General features: G+C 63.0%; 13 protein-coding genes. 9 read left to right on the top strand and 4 right to left on the bottom strand.

All coding sequences use genetic code 11. The annotated features are described in order from the left end of the window. Positions 1-92: 92 nt before the first annotated feature. Both ACE4QZ_RS21915 and ACE4QZ_RS21920 read right to left on the bottom strand, forming a co-directional pair. A complete protein-coding gene (locus tag ACE4QZ_RS21915; protein ID WP_410480173.1) occupies positions 93-728 on the bottom strand; it encodes a Pr6Pr family membrane protein in 636 nt (211 codons plus the stop codon). 1 nt (position 729) lies between these two features. Further along, complete coding sequence (locus ACE4QZ_RS21920) at positions 730-951, bottom strand: VF530 family DNA-binding protein (RefSeq protein WP_021785724.1); 222 nt, start codon at positions 949-951, stop codon at positions 730-732. Positions 952-1114: 163 nt separating this feature from the next. On the opposite strand from ACE4QZ_RS21920, the gene ACE4QZ_RS21925 reads away from it, so the two are divergent. The 7 genes from ACE4QZ_RS21925 (at position 1115) to cmoB (ending at position 12488) form a co-directional block, all read left to right on the top strand. Further along, complete coding sequence (locus ACE4QZ_RS21925) at positions 1115-3157, top strand: TonB-dependent receptor (protein WP_103443790.1); 2043 nt, start codon at positions 1115-1117, stop codon at positions 3155-3157. Positions 3158-3760: 603 nt separating this feature from the next. Next, entirely contained in the window at positions 3761-5095 is a 1335-nt protein-coding gene (locus ACE4QZ_RS21930; protein WP_103443789.1) for a carbohydrate porin, read from the top strand. Between the two features lie 30 nt (positions 5096-5125). After that, positions 5126-7537: a glucose/quinate/shikimate family membrane-bound PQQ-dependent dehydrogenase gene (locus ACE4QZ_RS21935; RefSeq protein WP_021785727.1), complete on the top strand. Its 2412-nt coding sequence runs from the start codon at positions 5126-5128 to the stop codon at positions 7535-7537. Positions 7538-7740: 203 nt separating this feature from the next. Then, complete coding sequence (lon, locus tag ACE4QZ_RS21940; RefSeq protein ID WP_410480174.1) at positions 7741-10158, top strand: endopeptidase La; 2418 nt, start codon at positions 7741-7743, stop codon at positions 10156-10158. A 151-nt stretch (positions 10159-10309) separates the two neighbouring features. Beyond that, positions 10310-10702 (top strand): protease inhibitor I42 family protein, encoded by a 393-nt coding sequence (locus ACE4QZ_RS21945; RefSeq protein WP_410480175.1) that lies wholly within the window; start codon positions 10310-10312, stop codon positions 10700-10702. A gap of 89 nt (positions 10703-10791) precedes the next feature. Further along, positions 10792-11535 (top strand): carboxy-S-adenosyl-L-methionine synthase CmoA, encoded by a 744-nt coding sequence (gene cmoA / locus ACE4QZ_RS21950; protein WP_084850806.1) that lies wholly within the window; start codon positions 10792-10794, stop codon positions 11533-11535. After that, on the top strand, positions 11532-12488 hold the full coding sequence (gene cmoB / locus ACE4QZ_RS21955; protein WP_084850807.1) for a tRNA 5-methoxyuridine(34)/uridine 5-oxyacetic acid(34) synthase CmoB: 957 nt from the start codon (positions 11532-11534) through the stop codon (positions 12486-12488). The genes cmoA and cmoB overlap by 4 nt, the downstream gene beginning before the upstream one ends. A gap of 69 nt (positions 12489-12557) precedes the next feature. Here cmoB and ACE4QZ_RS21960 read toward each other — a convergent pair whose 3' ends face one another. Further along, the gene (locus ACE4QZ_RS21960; protein WP_009684756.1) at positions 12558-12761 is read right to left on the bottom strand and encodes a hypothetical protein; all 204 of its coding nucleotides are present in this window, start codon (positions 12759-12761) and stop codon (positions 12558-12560) included. Between the two features lie 309 nt (positions 12762-13070). Between ACE4QZ_RS21960 and ACE4QZ_RS21965 the strand changes: the two genes are divergently transcribed. Then, positions 13071-13745, top strand: coding sequence for a heavy metal response regulator transcription factor (locus tag ACE4QZ_RS21965; RefSeq protein ID WP_021785733.1), 675 nt, complete (start codon positions 13071-13073; stop codon positions 13743-13745). Further along, positions 13742-15124: a heavy metal sensor histidine kinase gene (locus tag ACE4QZ_RS21970; RefSeq protein WP_410480176.1), complete on the top strand. Its 1383-nt coding sequence runs from the start codon at positions 13742-13744 to the stop codon at positions 15122-15124. The genes ACE4QZ_RS21965 and ACE4QZ_RS21970 overlap by 4 nt, the downstream gene beginning before the upstream one ends. Positions 15125-15250: 126 nt before the next feature. Here ACE4QZ_RS21970 and pdxJ read toward each other — a convergent pair whose 3' ends face one another. Beyond that, a complete protein-coding gene (gene pdxJ / locus ACE4QZ_RS21975) occupies positions 15251-15973 on the bottom strand; it encodes a pyridoxine 5'-phosphate synthase (protein WP_265413591.1) in 723 nt (240 codons plus the stop codon). Positions 15974-15993 lie beyond the last annotated feature (20 nt).

A 15993-nucleotide genomic window follows, 5' to 3' on the forward strand; every position in this document is an offset into this window, starting at 1 on the left:
GCGTGTCTCCCGCTTCCACAGCGAATACCACAGCCCCTGGGCTTGTGATTTCTCTGCGGGAGCGGGCTTGCCCGCGAAGAGGCCGGCACAGGTCAAGCCAGCCTGTGCAGCCCCCGCCACCGATCCAGCCCAAGCAACACCAGCCCTATCCCCCAAAAACCCGCCAGCACCCCGAGGGCATTGAGCATCACCTGCCCATACCCCAGGCTCGCCACATCGATAAACGGGTAGGCATACACGCCAATCTCGCTCCCCCGCCACAGCGCATAACCAAAGTAGACCGCCGGGTACACCGCCCACACCAGCAAATGCCATAGCCGCAAACTGCCCTTGGGCACCTCGCACCACCAGTACAAGGCATACAGCACCGGCATTACGTCGTGCAGCAACTCGTCCGCCAGCCATTGCCAACCCTGTGGTTGCCACAAATGACGCAGCAGCACGCTGTAGGCCAGCGCCACCAGTACGATACTGGCGGCCACAGCAGTGCTGACTGAAGGCGACAGGAAAAAGCGTTTGCCACGACCTTCCCGACCGAACGCGGCATAGCTGAGCACCGTCGCCACCAGGGTATTGGTCAGCACGGTGAAGTAGCCGAACACATTGATCAGGCCGCCAATCAGGCTGGCCTGTTCCTGCCAACGCGCCAGCAGCACCAGGTTCACCTGCACGGCCAGGCCGAACCAGCCCAGCACAGCCATACCGGTCAGCCAAGGGCCACGCGACATGTCAGGCCTGGCGCTGCAGCTTCACGTACAACTGTTCGACCTTTTCCCGCGCCCATGGTGTTTTGCGCAGGAACGTCAGGCTCGACTTGATGGTCGGGTTGCTCTTGAAGCAGCGCACATCGATACGCTCGGCCAGGCCAGGCCATTGGTAATGCGCCACCAGCTCGGTGAGGATCTGTTCAAGGGTCTTGCCGTGCAGCGCGTTGTGTTGGGCCGTGCTCATGCTGTGCTCCGTAGGAAAGATGCGCACCTTACACGAGTGTAGTGGTGGGAGGGATCAGTCGAGTCGACAGAAAAATCGCTGGTCAGAGGCAAAACCTCTGTGATGGAATAGTTATGTTATGTTGTAACACTACAAAGCATCTGCCAAGGAACGCCCCATCCCCATGCTGTACACACCGCTTCGCCTCTCCCCCCTTGCCGTCGCACTCTGGCTGGCTGCATCCCCCAGCCAGGCCGTAGAACTCGAACCACAGGTCATCACCGCCAACCCGTTGGGTAACCGCCAACTGGCCGCTCCCAGCACCGTGCTAGATGGCGAGAATCTGCTGCAACAACAGCACGGCAGCCTGGGTGAAACCCTGAACAAGCAGCCCGGCGTCGCTTCTACCTGGTTTGGCCCTGGCGCCAGCCGCCCGGTGATCCGCGGCCTGGATGGCGACCGCATCCGCATCCTGCGCAATGGCGTCGGCGCCCTGGATGCCTCGTCGCTGTCCTATGACCACGCCGTGCCCCTGGACCCGGTGACGGTCGATCGCGTCGAAATCGTCCGTGGCCCGGCCGCCTTGCTGTATGGCGGTAACGCCATCGGCGGCGTGGTCAACACCTTCGACAACCGCATCCCGGACTCGCCCATCGAGGGCATCCACGGTGCCGGTGAACTGCGTTACGGCGGCGCCGACACCACCCGCAGCAGTGCCGGCAAGCTGGAGGCCGGTAACGGTGCCTTCGCCCTGCACCTGGATGCCAACAGCCGCCAGTTCAACGATCTGCGCATCCCTGGCTACGCCCGCAGCGCCAAAGTGCGCGATGCCGACGAGCCCGGCAGCAAACACCGCCTGGAAAACAGCGACGGTCGCCAGGACGGCGGCGCAATCGGTGGTGCCTACCACTGGGACCACGGCTACGCCGGCCTCTCGTACAGCGGCTACGACAGCAACTATGGCTCGGTGGCCGAGTCCGGCGTGCGCCTGGACATGAAACAGGACCACTACGCCTTCGCCACCGAATTGCGCGACCTCGACGGCCCGTTCAGCTCAGTCAAGGTAGATGCCGGTTACACCGACTACGAGCACAAAGAAATCGAAGAAGGCGAAGTTCATACCACCTTCAAGAACAAAGGCTACGAAGCGCGTATTGAAGCCCGCCACCAACCGCTCGGACCAGTGGAAGGGATCATTGGGGCCCAAGTCAGCCGTAACGAGTTTTCGGCCCTCGGCGAGGAAGCCTTCGTCCCGCATACCGATACCGACAGCGTGGCACTGTTCATGCTCGAGCAGTGGCAAGCCAGCGAGCGCCTGAACCTGAGCCTGGGTGCGCGCATGGAGCACACCCGCGTAGATCCTGACGCCAAAGGCAACGAGAACTTCGTCGACGCCGACAGCGCCAGCAGCTTCAACGCCTTCAGCCTGTCTTCAGGCGCGGTGTACCAGCTCGACCCCATCTGGTCGCTGGCGGCCAACCTCGGCTACACCGAGCGTGCCCCGACCTTTTACGAGCTGTACGCCAATGGCGCGCACGTGGCCACCGGCGCCTTTGAAGTCGGCGACGCCAGTTTGAACAAGGAAAAGGCCATTTCCGCCGACCTGGCGCTACGCTTCGACAATGGCACCCATAAAGGCAGTGTCGGGGTGTTCTACAACCACTTCCGCAACTACATCGGCCTGATCGGTACCGGCAACACCCGCGAGGGCGGGCATGACCATGACGAGGATGACCACGATCACGATCATGACCATGAGGGCTTCCCGGAATACCAGTACCAAGGCGTGCGGGCGCGCTTCTACGGCATCGAGGCCCAGGACCGCTGGCAACTGGCCGAAAACCGTTACGGCAGCTTCGCACTGGAGTTGTCCGGTGACTATACCCGGGCCAAGAACCTCGACAGTGGCGAGCCACTGCCCCGTATCGCGCCGCTGCGCCTGAACAGCGGCCTGGTCTGGGAGCTGGACCGCTGGCAGGCGCGAGTAGATGTGCAACATGCAGCATCGCAGCACCGCAAACCCGCCAACGAAACCAGCACCGATGGCTACACCACGCTGGGGGCCAGCGTTGGCTACCGCTTCGACGTTGGCCAGAGCCAGTGGCTGGCGTTTGTGCGCGGCGAAAACCTGACCGACCAGACCGTGCGCTATGCCAGTTCGATCCTGCGCGATATCGCGCCGGCGCCGGGGCGCAGTGTGGAAGTGGGGTTGCGTACGACCTTCTGAACCAGACGCGACGAAGATGGGTGTGGGAGATTCTATGGTTTCTGGCAATTGCATCAGGGTTGCCAGGTGCTCGTCACAGCATCTTCAGCGCCTGTGAGATCGAGCGCCGCCCGCGCGGCGCGCATCGCGAGCTGGCGCTCGCTCCTACGTTTGTTTCGGGCCAGTAACGCCTGTGCCAGGCGCGCGCGACCGCCTTGTTCGTACGACGCGATATCGAGCCATGCGCCAAAGCGTTCGCGTGCATATCCCACAGGAATGATTGGCCCGAAACAAACGTAGGAGCGAGCGCCAGCTCGCGATGCGCGCCGCGCGGGCGGCGCTCGATCCCCCAGGCGCTGCAAATCTTGTGGCCAACACCTGTCAGCCCTTATGCGATCTCTGTTGCGGGTTCACCGGCTGCCCACTCCCCTACCGACCTCGACTGTTGCCCGTTCAGCAACAATCATCTGCGACAATTTGTCTTTTTTTCTTACAGCTTCCCCTATATCCTCCCCGCCGCAAGCTGAAACGCTTCATCGAACACTCTTGTCGCCATATCCATTGAGGGGCCCGCCCTTCGATGCGCTTGCCGTTTTTTCAATAATCAAAAGATAGCGCTATCTCATGCTCCAACTGCCTAAAACCTGTTACATCGGCCTCGCCCTCAGTGCCTTGGCAACCCCCGCCAGCGCCAGCGAAATGTTCGCTAGCGACTCTCCGTGGATGCTCGGCGACTGGGGCGGAACCCGCAGCGAACTGCTGGAAAAAGGCTACGACTTCACCCTTGGCTACACCGGCGAGATGGGCAGCAACCTGCACGGCGGCTACGACCACGACCGCACCGCGCGCTACAGCGACCAGTTCACCTTTGGCAGCCACCTGGACCTGGACAAGATCCTCGGCTGGCACGACACCGAACTCCAGCTGACCATCACCGAGCGCCACGGCGACAACATCAGCAACGACCGCATCAACGACCCGCGTGTCGGCGGCTTCACCTCCGCCCAGGAAGTCTGGGGCCGAGGCGAAACCTGGCGGCTGACGCAGATGTGGATCAAGCAGAAGTACTTCGATGGTGCGCTGGATGTGAAATTCGGCCGCTTCGGTGAAGGCGAAGACTTCAACAGCTTCCCTTGCGACTTCCAGAACCTGGCCTTCTGCGGCTCGCAGGTGGGCAACTGGGTGGGTGGCATCTGGTACAACTGGCCAGTCAGCCAGTGGGCCCTGCGCGTGCGCTACAACCTTACCCCTGAGCTGTACGCACAGGTCGGCGTCTTCGAGCAGAACCCTTCCAACCTCGAATCTGGCAATGGTTTCAAGCTCAGCGGCAGCGGCACCCAAGGTGCGGTAATGCCGTTCGAACTGGTATGGACCCCACGTATCCAAGGTTTGAAAGGGGAATATCGTGCCGGCTACTACTACAGTAATGCCAAGGCACAAGATGTTCTCAAGGACAGCAACGGTCAGCCGGCCGCCCTCAGCGGCGCCGCCTACCGCAGCAGCTCGAGCAAGCACGGCTTGTGGATTGGCGCCCAGCAGCAGGTCACCTCGCTGGCGTCCGACCAGTCGCGCGGCTTGAGCGTGTTCGCCAACGCCACGGTGCATGACAAGAAGACCAATGCCATCGACAACTATGTGCAGGCAGGACTGGTATACAAAGGGCCCTTCAATGCCCGCGCCAAGGACGACATCGGTTTCGCCCTGGCCCGCGTGCACGTCAACCCTGCCTATCGCAAGAACGCCCGCCTGGTCAACCAGGCCGCCGGCCTCTACGACTACGACAACCCAGGCTTCCTGCCAGTGCAGGACACCGAGTACAGCGCCGAGCTGTACTACGGCATCCATTTGGCCGACTGGCTCACGGTACGCCCCAACCTGCAATACATCCGCCACCCGGGCGGGGTGTCGCAGGTCGATGGCGCCCTGATCGGCGGCCTGAAGATCCAGAGCAGTTTCTAACCCCTTTTTTGACCTGACGGAGAACCTACGATGAGCACTGAAGGTGCGAACCAAGGAAGCCGCTGGCTACCGCGCCTGGTTGGCGCGCTGCTGTTGCTGATGGGCCTGGCCCTGCTGGCCGGCGGTATCAAGCTGAGCCAGCTAGGCGGATCGCTGTACTATCTGATCGCCGGTATCGGCTTTGCCCTTTCGGGCATCCTGCTGCTGGCCCAACGCCGGATCGCCCTGGGCCTGTATGGCCTGGTGCTGCTGGGGAGCACCGTTTGGGCCCTGCTCGAAGTAGGCCTGGACTGGTGGCAACTGGTGCCGCGGCTGGCCATCTGGTTCGCCATCGGCGTAGTGCTGCTGCTACCGTGGGCGCGTCGCCCGCTGATCGGCCCGGCCAGCAAAGCCAATACTGCACTGCTCGGCGTGGCAGTGGTCGCTTCGGGCGCTTGCGCGCTGGGCAGCCAGTTTACCCACCCCGGTGAAGTGTTCGGCGAACTGGGCCGCGACAGCAGCGAAATGGCCAGCGCCGCCCCGGCCATGCCCGACGGCGAATGGCAGGCCTACGGCCGTACCGAGCATGGCGACCGCTACTCGCCGCTGCGCCAGATCACCCCGCAGAACGCCTACCGCCTGGAAGAAGCCTGGCGCATTCGCACCGGTGATCTGCCAACCGAAAACGACCCGGTGGAGTTGACCAACCAGAACACCCCGCTGAAGGTCAACGGCATGCTGTACGCCTGCACCGCGCACAGCCGCCTGCTGGCGCTGGACCCGGACACTGGCGCGGAAATCTGGCGCTACGACCCGCAGGTCAAGAGCCCGACCGGCACCTTCAAGGGCTTTGCCCACATGACGTGCCGTGGCGTCTCGTACTATGACGAAAACCGCTACGTCAGCCGCGACGGCAGCCCGGCGCCGAAAATTACCGACGCAGGCCAAGCCGTGGCCCAAGCCTGCCCGCGTCGCCTCTACCTGCCTACCGCGGATGCCCGCCTGATCGCCATCAACGCCGACAACGGCAAGGTCTGCGAAGGCTTCGCCAACCAGGGCGTGATCGACCTCACCACCGGCATTGGCCCGTTCACCGCCGGCGGCTATTACTCCACCTCGCCTGCTGCGATTACCCGTGACCTGGTGATCATCGGTGGCCACGTCACCGATAACGAGTCGACCAATGAGCCGTCCGGGGTGATCCGCGCCTACGACGTGCACGACGGCCACCTGGTGTGGAACTGGGACAGCAACAACCCGGACGACACCAAGCCATTGGCTGCCGGCAAAATGTACAGCCGCAACTCGGCCAACATGTGGTCGATCGCCAGCGTCGACGAAGACCTTGGCATGATCTACCTGCCGCTGGGCAACCAGACCCCGGACCAGTGGGGCGCCGACCGCACCCCAGGCGCCGAGAAGTACAGCGCCGGCGTGGTCGCCCTTGACCTGGCCACCGGCAAGGCACGCTGGAACTACCAGTTCACCCATCACGACCTGTGGGACATGGACGTCGGCAGCCAGCCGACCCTGGTCCACCTGAAAACCGACGATGGCGTGAAACCGGCGATCATCGTACCGACCAAGCAAGGCAGCCTGTACGTGCTCGACCGCCGCGACGGTACGCCAATCGTGCCGATCCGCGAGATCCCCACCCCACAAGGTGCAGTGGAAGGCGACCACACCTCGCCAACCCAGGCCCGCTCAGACCTCAACCTGCTCGGCCCAGAGCTGACCGAACAGGCCATGTGGGGCGCCACGCCTTTCGACCAGATGCTGTGCCGCATCCAGTTCCGCGAGCTGCGCTACGAAGGCCAGTACACCCCGCCATCCGAGCAAGGCTCGTTGGTCTACCCCGGCAACGTCGGTGTATTCAACTGGGGCAGCGTGTCGGTCGACCCGGTGCGCCAGCTGCTGTTCACCTCGCCCAACTACATGGCCTTCGTGTCGAAGATGGTCCCGCGTGAGCAGGTTGCCGAAGGCAGCAAGCGTGAAAGCGAGACCAGCGGCGTGCAGCCGAACACCGGCGCACCGTATGCCGTGACCATGCACCCGTTCATGTCGCCGCTCGGCGTACCGTGCCAGGCCCCCGCCTGGGGTTACGTCGCCGCCATCGACCTGTTCACCAACAAGGTGGTGTGGAAACACAAGAACGGCACCACCCGCGACAGCACCCCGCTACCGATCGGCCTGCCGGTTGGCGTGCCGAGCATGGGCGGCTCGATCGTTACCGCCGGTGGCGTCGGCTTCCTTAGCGGCACGCTCGACCAGTACCTGCGCGCCTATGACGTGAACAACGGCAAGGAGTTGTGGAAAGCGCGCCTGCCAGCGGGTGGCCAGGCTACGCCGATGAGCTACACCGGCAAGGACGGCAAGCAGTACGTGCTGGTGACTGCCGGCGGCCATGGCTCGCTGGGCACCAAGATGGGCGATTACATCATCGCTTACAAATTAGCTGAGTAAGCTACACCGCTCCCGCAGGCTCAACCCTGTGGGAGCGGCCTTGTGTCGCGATTGGGTCGCGCAGCTGCCCCAACGATCTAGAATGCTGGATGGATTCTGAGGCTGCTGCGCAGCCCAATCGCGACACAAGGCTGCGCCCGAACCATTGAAACCCATCCCTCCCCGCCCCATCTAAGCACCATAGTCATTCACGCAGGTGCCCCATGAGCGACCAGCAGGATTTCCCCGAACACCCTGACGAACACAGCGAAGTCGAACACACCCTCCAGGCCGAAGCCGGCCACGCCCTCGCCCTGCCCGGTCAGCAGCTGCCGGACAAGGTCTACGTCATCCCGATCCACAACCGCCCGTTCTTCCCGGCCCAGGTACTGCCGGTCATCGTCAATGAAGAACCCTGGGCCGAAACGCTCGACCTGGTGGCCAAGTCACCGGACCACTGCCTGGCGCTGTTCTTCATGGACACCCCGCCAGAAGACCACCGCCACTTCGACACCTCGGCATTGCCGCAGTACGGCACGCTGGTCAAGGTGCACCATGCCAGCCGCGAAAACGGCAAATTGCAGTTCGTCGCCCAGGGCCTGTCCCGGGTGCGTATCCGCAACTGGCTCAAGCACCACCGCCCGCCCTACCTGGTCGAAGTCGAATACCCGCGCCAGCCCGCCGAGCCGACCGACGAGGTCAAAGCCTACGGCATGGCACTGATCAACGCGATCAAAGAGCTGCTGCCGCTCAACCCGCTGTACAGCGAAGAGCTGAAGAACTACCTCAACCGCTTCAGCCCCAACGACCCTTCGCCGCTCACCGACTTCGCCGCCGCGCTCACCTCGGCCACCGGCAACCAGTTGCAGGAAGTGCTCGACTGCGTCCCCATGCTCAAACGCATGGAAAAGGTACTGCCAATGCTGCGCAAAGAGGTGGAAGTCGCGCGCTTGCAGAACGAGATCTCGGCCGAGGTCAACCGGCAGATCGGCGAGCACCAGCGCGAATTCTTCCTGAAGGAACAACTCAAGGTCATCCAGCAGGAGCTGGGGCTGACCAAGGACGACCGCAGCGCCGATCTCGAACAGTTCGAACAGCGCCTGGAAGGCAAGACCCTGCCACCGCAGGCACGCAAGCGCATCGATGAAGAGATGGGCAAACTGGCCATTCTGGAAACCGGCTCGCCCGAGTACGCCGTCACCCGCAATTATCTGGAATGGGCCACCGCCCTGCCGTGGGGCGTGTACGGCAAAGACAAGCTTGACCTCAAGCATGCGCGCAAAGTCCTCGACCAGTATCACTCCGGCCTCGACGACATCAAGGAGCGCATCCTCGAGTTCCTCGCCGTGGGCGCCTGGAAAGGCGAGATCAGCGGCTCGATCGTGCTGTTGGTGGGCCCGCCCGGGGTGGGCAAGACCAGCATCGGCAAGTCCATCGCCGAATCGCTCGGCCGGCCGTTCTACCGCTTCAGCGTCGGCGGCATGCGTGACGAAGCCGAGATCAAGGGCCACCGCCGCACCTACATCGGCGCCCAGCCCGGCAAGCTGGTGCAGGCCCTGAAAGATGTCGAAGTGATGAACCCGGTGATCATGCTCGACGAAATCGACAAGATGGGCCAGAGCTACCAAGGTGACCCGGCATCAGCGTTGCTGGAAACCCTCGACCCCGAGCAGAACGTCGACTTCCTCGACCACTACCTCGACCTGCGCCTGGACTTGTCCAAGGTGCTGTTCGTGTGCACTGCCAACACCCTTGATTCAATACCCGGGCCGTTGCTCGACCGCATGGAAGTGATCCGCCTGTCCGGCTATATCACCGAAGAAAAACTGACCATCGCCAAGCGCCACCTGTGGCCCAAGCAGCTGGAAAAGGCCGGCGTTTCCAAGACCAGCCTCAGCATCAGCGACAGCGCACTGCGCCTGGTGATCGACGGCTATGCCCGCGAAGCCGGCGTGCGCCAGTTGGAGAAGCAACTGGGCAAACTGGTGCGCAAGGCTGTGGTCAAGCTGCTGGATAACCCCGAAGCCAAGCTGAAGATCGGTACCAAAGACCTGGAAACCGCTCTCGGCATGCCGGTGTTCCGCAGCGAACAGGTTCTGGCAGGCAAAGGCGTGATCACCGGCCTGGCCTGGACCAGCATGGGCGGTGCCACGCTGCCGATCGAGGCAACCCGTATCCACACCCACAACCGCGGCTTCAAGCTGACCGGCAAGCTGGGTGACGTGATGAAGGAGTCTGCCGAAATTGCCTACAGCTATATCAGTTCCAACCTCAAGCAATTTGGCGGGGATACAGGTTTCTTCAACGAAGCGTTCATCCACTTGCACGTACCCGAAGGCGCCACGCCCAAGGACGGCCCGAGTGCCGGCATCACAATGGCCAGCGCTTTGCTTTCACTGGCCCGCGACCAGCCTGCCAAAAAAGGTGTCGCCATGACTGGCGAGCTCACCCTCACTGGCCAGGTACTGCCGATTGGCGGCGTGCGCGAGAAGGTGATTGCGGCGCGGCGGCAGAAGATTTTCGAACTGATCCTGCCGGAGCCTAACCGCGGCGACTTCGAAGAACTGCCGGACTACCTGCGTGAAGGCCTGACAGTTCACTTCGCCAAGCGCTTTGCCGACGTGGCCAAAGTGCTGTTCTAGCCTGCACCGGCCTCTTCGCGGGCAAGCCCGCTCCTGAAGGGATAGCGAACCCTTGCAGGAGTGGGCTTGCCCGCGAAAGGGCCGGCACAGGCAACACAAATTTCCTCGATCATCGGTTATCCTCAGGCCATCGCCAGCCTTCGGAGCCACCATGACCTCTCCTCGTCTGCTCGTTCCCCTGAGCTTTGCCCTGCTTTCTGCTTGCGCGCAACAACCGTCGCAGCCCGTTGACCTGGACGCCGAAAGCGAATGCCCCAAGCGCCTGCAGGTCGGCCAGAGCCTCACGCTTACCTTGCCCAGCAACCCCACCACCGGCTACCGCTGGCTGGTACAGAACCCGGCGCCCAACGTGTTGCAAAGCCTTGGCCCCGAGGTTTACAGCGCGCCTGAAGACACCGGCATCGTCGGCAGTTCGGGCATGTCGACCTGGCGCTTCCAGGCCCGCGCGACTGGCGAAGGGAACTTGGTATTGGTCTACCAGCAACCCTGGGCCCCGGAAGTGCGCCCGGTGCAGACCTTCGATTGCGCCATTCGGGTCAATTGAACGCAAAGCGCTGGTCAGCCAACCATGCATCCAGGCTGCGGTTTGGCTAGAATGCGCCCCCTGCCTATCACCAGCCGCCTGGATTCGCCGTGAGCAAACAACCCGACCGCCTTTTCTCCCAACCCCTGGAGCAGGTGCCCGACTTCGTCTTCAACGAAGACGTCGTGCGTGTGTTCCCGGACATGATCAAGCGCTCGGTGCCCGGTTACCCAACCATCGTCGAGAACCTCGGCGTACTGGCCGCTCGGTTCGCCCAGCCAGGCACCGCGCTGTACGACCTGGGCGCATCGCTGGGTGCCGTTACCCAGTCGCTGCGTCGTCATGTACGCAGCGACGGCTGCAGGGTAATCGCGGTGGATAACTCCGCCGCCATGGTCGAGCGCTGCCGCCAGTACCTCACTGCACAAGATTCGATGTTCCAGGAGTTGCTGCCGGTGCAGGTGCTGGAGGCCGATATCCTTGCCCTGCCCTTCGAGCCCGCCTCGGTAGTGGCGATGAACTTCACCCTGCAGTTCATCGCCCCTGACCAGCGCCTTGAACTGCTCGGGCGAATCCGCCAGGCGCTGCTGCCCGGCGGCGCGCTGATTCTCTCGGAGAAGCTGCGCTTCGCCGATGAGCAAGAGCAGGACCTGCTCAATGAGCTGCACCTGGATTTCAAACGGGCCAATGGCTACAGCGAACTGGAGATCGCCCAGAAGCGCAGCGCCATCGAGAACGTGATGAAACCCGACACACTCGAAGCCCACCAGGAACGCCTGCGCGCAGCCGGTTTCTCGAAGGTGGTGCCTTGGTTCCAATGCCTTAACTTCGCCTCGTTGATAGCCCTGCCATGATCGATCTGTCTCCCCTCGTCCGCCGCCTGGCGGGCACGCCTCTGGCTTCCTGGTCGCAAGGCCTGCAAGCGCAACTGGACGCCAAGCTGGAAAAGGGCCATGGTGACCTCGACCGCTGGCGCGGGGCGCTGGAAGCCCTGCCCGCCCTGCAACCCAGTGAAATCGACCTGGTCAACGGGTTGCGCCTGGATTGCGACTGCGACGACGCCACCCGTGCGCAGATGCGCCAGGCACTGATGGGCCTGTCGCCCTGGCGCAAAGGGCCGTTCGACCTGTTTGGCGTGCACGTTGACACCGAATGGCGTTCGGACTGGAAGTGGTCGCGGGTCGGCCCGCACCTGGACCTCAAGGGCAAACGCGTACTCGACGTGGGCTGTGGCAATGGCTACTACCAGTGGCGCATGCTCGGTGCCGGCGCGGACATGGTAATTGGCGTCGATCCCAACTGGCTGTTCTTCTGCCAGTTCCAGGCCGTGCAGCAATACCTGCCGGAGTTGCCGGCCTGGCACCTGCCGTTCGCCCTGGAAGACCTGCCCGCCAACCTGGAAGGTTTCGATACCGTGTTCTCCATGGGCGTGTTCTATCACCGCCGCTCGCCCATCGAGCACTTGCTGGCGCTCAAGGACTGCCTGGTCAAAGGTGGCGAGCTGGTGCTGGAAACGCTGGTTATCGAGGGCGATGAAAACCAGGTGCTGGTGCCTGAGGACCGCTACGCACAGATGCGCAATGTCTGGTACCTGCCGTCGGTACCGGCGCTGGCCCGCTGGCTGCGCCGTGCCGGCTTCAGCGATGTGCGCTGCGTCGACGTGAGCGTAACCAGCGTCGAGGAACAGCGCAGCACCGAGTGGATGCGCTACCAGTCGCTGAGCGACTTCCTCGACCCGAACGACCACAGCAAGACCGTCGAAGGCCTGCCAGCCCCACGCCGCGCCACCCTGCTGGCGCGCAAATAAAAAAGGCGCCCGCAGGGGCGCCTGAATACACCTGCGGCGAGGAGCCGTCGCGGCGCAGGTGTCGTTACCTCAATCCTTGGCCACCTCACGCGCCTTCTCTTGCGCCTTGCGCTCGCGCTCGGCAACAGCCTGTTGCTTGTCGCCATGCAGTCGCTGCTGGTCTTCGCGGAAGGCTTGCCAGAACTGCCTGGAGCGCTCCGCACCGCCCTCGGCATAAACACTGGCGCTGCCCAGGGCAAGGGTGGCCAACAGCAGGTATTTGGTCAGGTTCATCGTGTTTGCCTCGTAATAACCGATCGGACACGGCCATCCTAGCGAGGGCTGGCTAACGGCAAGGTGAGGCGGGGATTACAGTCCTGCAATGTGGCCTTGTGTGGACTGTTCGGGCCTCTTCGCGGGTAAACCCGCTCCTACAGGAAAGGGTTTATCCGCGAAGAGGCCCGAACAGACCGCCAGATAACAGCAGAATTACAAATTCGTTATCTGCAACGCTGGCCTTTTTTCATGCCGTAACATGGGGCCCTTGACCCTGATGTCACTACAGGGTCAAGAATCGCCCCCTTTCAACACACCGAGCCCCCAATGCGCCTACTGATCATCGAGGACGAGCTGCGTACCGCCGACTACCTGCAACAAGGCCTGCGCGAGAACGGTTACGTGGTCGACTGCGCCCGCACAGGCACCGACGGCCTGCACCTGGCCCGCCAACAGGCCTATGACCTTGTCATCCTCGACGTCAACTTGCCCGAAATCGATGGCTGGACCGTGCTGCAGCGGCTACGTGCCGAATCGGCCACGCGCATCATGATGCTTACCGCCCACGGTCGCTTGGCCGATCGGGTAAGAGGCCTGGACCTGGGCGCGGATGACTACCTGCTCAAACCTTTTGAGTTTCCTGAGCTACTGGCGCGCATCCGCAGCCTGCTGCGCCGCAACGACCAGCAACTGCAACCCAGCACCCTGCGCGTCGCTGACCTGGAGCTGGACCCCGGCCGCCACCGCGCCTACCGCGCCGGGCAACGCATCGACCTGACCGCCAAGGAGTTCGCCCTGCTGCACCTGCTAATGCGCCAGACTGGCGAAGTGTTGTCGCGCACGCAGATCATCTCACTGGTGTGGGACATGAACTTCGACTGCGACACCAACGTGGTCGAGGTCTCGATCCGGCGCCTGCGGGCGAAGATCGACGACCCGTTCGACAACAAGCTGATCCATACCCTGCGTGGTGTGGGCTACGTACTTGAGGCTCGCCTTTGAAAAACGCCAGCCTGTCGTTACGCCTGGGCCTGAGCGTGACATTGATGGGCGCCGCACTGGTGCTGCTGCTGGCCTGCCTGGCCGTGTTTGCCCTGGATCACGAACTGGACAGCCGCGCGCGCAAGGATTTGGCGCGCAAGATGCTTCAGGTCGAGCACAACCTGCGTGTGGACCTGCGCAGCGAGGACTTGGGCAGCCGCGCCCACCCACTGCTGGACCTGGTGATGGGGCATGACAACCTGAGCCTCAGTGTACTGGCCCTCGACGGCCGCCACCCCCACCTGCTCAGCCTTGGCCCGGCCCTGGAGTCACGAGTCGGTGAACTGCACACCGATGCGCGCCTGGCCTTTCACACCTGGCGTGACAGCGGCGGTAACCAGATTCTCACCGTTACCCGGCTGATGCGTCTGCGCGATAACACCCCCGTCAAGGTGATGATGTCGCTCAACCGCGCCGACGACAACGCCCTGCTACAGGCCTATCTGCACTCCACGTTACTCGCATTGCCACTGCTACTGGTTTTGATTGGTGCGGGGGCATGGTGGCTGATGCAACGCGGCCTGAAACCGTTGCGGCACTTCCGGCGCATTGCCGGGCAGGTGTCGGCCCAGGACCTGCAGCATCGCCTGCCCGCTACCTCCCTGCCGCAGGAACTGGCAGACCTGGCCGGCAGTATCAACGTGATGCTCGATCGACTCGACCAAGGTGTCAGGCAGCTGTCGCAGTTCTCTGACGACCTGGCCCATGAACTGCGCACACCGTTGGGCAACCTGATGGGCAAGGCGCAGGTGACACTGGCCCGTGAGCGCGACAACGCCAACTATCGGGAAGTGCTGGAAGACAGCGTCGAAGAGCTGACCCGGCTCAACCGTATCATCAACGACATGCTGTTTCTTGCCCAGGTCAGCCAGCCGCATACGCAGATCGCATTGAAACCTTTGGCGCTGGCCGACGAGGCAGCGCGGGTTGTCGAGCTGTTTGCCTACAGTGCCGAGCTGAAAGAGATTGAGATAAGCGTTCAGGGCTGGGGAACAGCGCAGGGAGACCGGCTCATGTTTCAGCGGGCACTGTCGAACCTGTTGAGCAACGCCATACGACACAGTCCAGAGGGTAAACCCATAGTTCTGTGCATCGAACGCTCGGGCAGCGAAGTACGGCTATCCGTGGAGAACCAGGGGCCGGGTGTGGCGGCAGAGCAACAGTCGCGCTTGTTCGAGCGGTTTTACCGGGTAGGTTCGGGGCGTTCGCGGCTGGAGGGCGGGACCGGGCTGGGGCTGGCGATCGTGAAGTCGATCATGCAGTTGCATGGCGGGCGGGTCGAGGTCAGCAGCTGCCCCCTGGGGCCTACCCGGTTTACCTTGGTGTTTCCTGCCGAGTGATCGGCCGCCTGTACCGGCCTCTTCGCGGGCTTGCCCGCTCCCACAGATACCCCGCAGGCCTTGAGGCTGTGCAGCCCCTGTGGGAGCGGGCAAGCCCGCGAAGAGGCCGGTACAGGCGGCCAACAATCAGCGCGAAGCCGCCACGATCAGCGCCTTCATCTCGGCCACAGCAGCCTTGAAGCCGACAAACAGGGCATGCGCCACCAGTGCATGGCCAATGTTCAGCTCATTGATACCCTTGATCGCCGCCACCGCCTCGACGTTGTGGTAGTGCAGCCCGTGACCCGCATTGACGATCAGCCCCTGCCCCACGCCAAACGCCACACCATCGACGATGCGCTTGAGCTCTTCAGCCACTTCGGTGGGAGTTTCTGCATCGGCATAACGGCCGGTGTGAAGCTCGATGGCCGGTGCGCCAACCCGACGCGAGGCCTCGATCTGCCGCTCGTCGGCGTCGATGAACAGCGACACCTCGGCACCGGTACGCGCCAGCCGTTCCACTGCAGCCTTGATCCGCGCTTCCTGCCCTGCCACATCCAGGCCACCTTCGGTGGTCAGCTCCTGACGGGTTTCGGGAACCAGGCAGATGTGCGCCGGGCGAATTTTCTCGGCAAAGGCCATCATCTCTTCGGTGACGCCCATCTCGAAGTTCATGCGGGTTTGCAGCACATCCTTGAGCAGCATGACATCACGCTCCTGGATGTGCCGGCGGTCTTCACGCAGGTGCACGGTGATGCCATCGGCGCCTGCTTCCTCGGCGTCCAGAGCTGCCTTGACCGGGTCAGGGTAGCGCGTGCCACGGGCCTGGCGCAGGGTCGCCACGTGGTCGATGTTTACGCCAAGAAGCATGCGGTTGCTGTGAGTCACGA

Origin of the sequence: Pseudomonas sp. DCA-1 (genome assembly GCF_046523955.1) — a bacterium.
Taxonomy (GTDB): Bacteria; Pseudomonadota; Gammaproteobacteria; order Pseudomonadales; family Pseudomonadaceae; genus Aquipseudomonas; species Aquipseudomonas putida_Y.

What these genes read in the sequence shown, in the direction of transcription:
- ACE4QZ_RS21960 (WP_009684756.1), bottom strand. Translation starts at nt 12,761, where the DNA reads ATGAACCTGACCAAATACCTGCTGTTGGCCACCCTTGCCCTGGGCAGC.
- ACE4QZ_RS21935 (WP_021785727.1), top strand. Translation starts at nt 5,126, where the DNA reads ATGAGCACTGAAGGTGCGAACCAAGGAAGCCGCTGGCTACCGCGCCTG.
- pdxJ (WP_265413591.1), bottom strand. Translation starts at nt 15,973, where the DNA reads ATGCTTCTTGGCGTAAACATCGACCACGTGGCGACCCTGCGCCAGGCC.
- ACE4QZ_RS21915 (WP_410480173.1), bottom strand. Translation starts at nt 728, where the DNA reads ATGTCGCGTGGCCCTTGGCTGACCGGTATGGCTGTGCTGGGCTGGTTC.
- ACE4QZ_RS21920 (WP_021785724.1), bottom strand. Translation starts at nt 951, where the DNA reads ATGAGCACGGCCCAACACAACGCGCTGCACGGCAAGACCCTTGAACAG.
- ACE4QZ_RS21965 (WP_021785733.1), top strand. Translation starts at nt 13,071, where the DNA reads ATGCGCCTACTGATCATCGAGGACGAGCTGCGTACCGCCGACTACCTG.
- ACE4QZ_RS21925 (WP_103443790.1), top strand. Translation starts at nt 1,115, where the DNA reads ATGCTGTACACACCGCTTCGCCTCTCCCCCCTTGCCGTCGCACTCTGG.
- lon (WP_410480174.1), top strand. Translation starts at nt 7,741, where the DNA reads ATGAGCGACCAGCAGGATTTCCCCGAACACCCTGACGAACACAGCGAA.
- ACE4QZ_RS21945 (WP_410480175.1), top strand. Translation starts at nt 10,310, where the DNA reads ATGACCTCTCCTCGTCTGCTCGTTCCCCTGAGCTTTGCCCTGCTTTCT.
- cmoB (WP_084850807.1), top strand. Translation starts at nt 11,532, where the DNA reads ATGATCGATCTGTCTCCCCTCGTCCGCCGCCTGGCGGGCACGCCTCTG.
- ACE4QZ_RS21930 (WP_103443789.1), top strand. Translation starts at nt 3,761, where the DNA reads ATGCTCCAACTGCCTAAAACCTGTTACATCGGCCTCGCCCTCAGTGCC.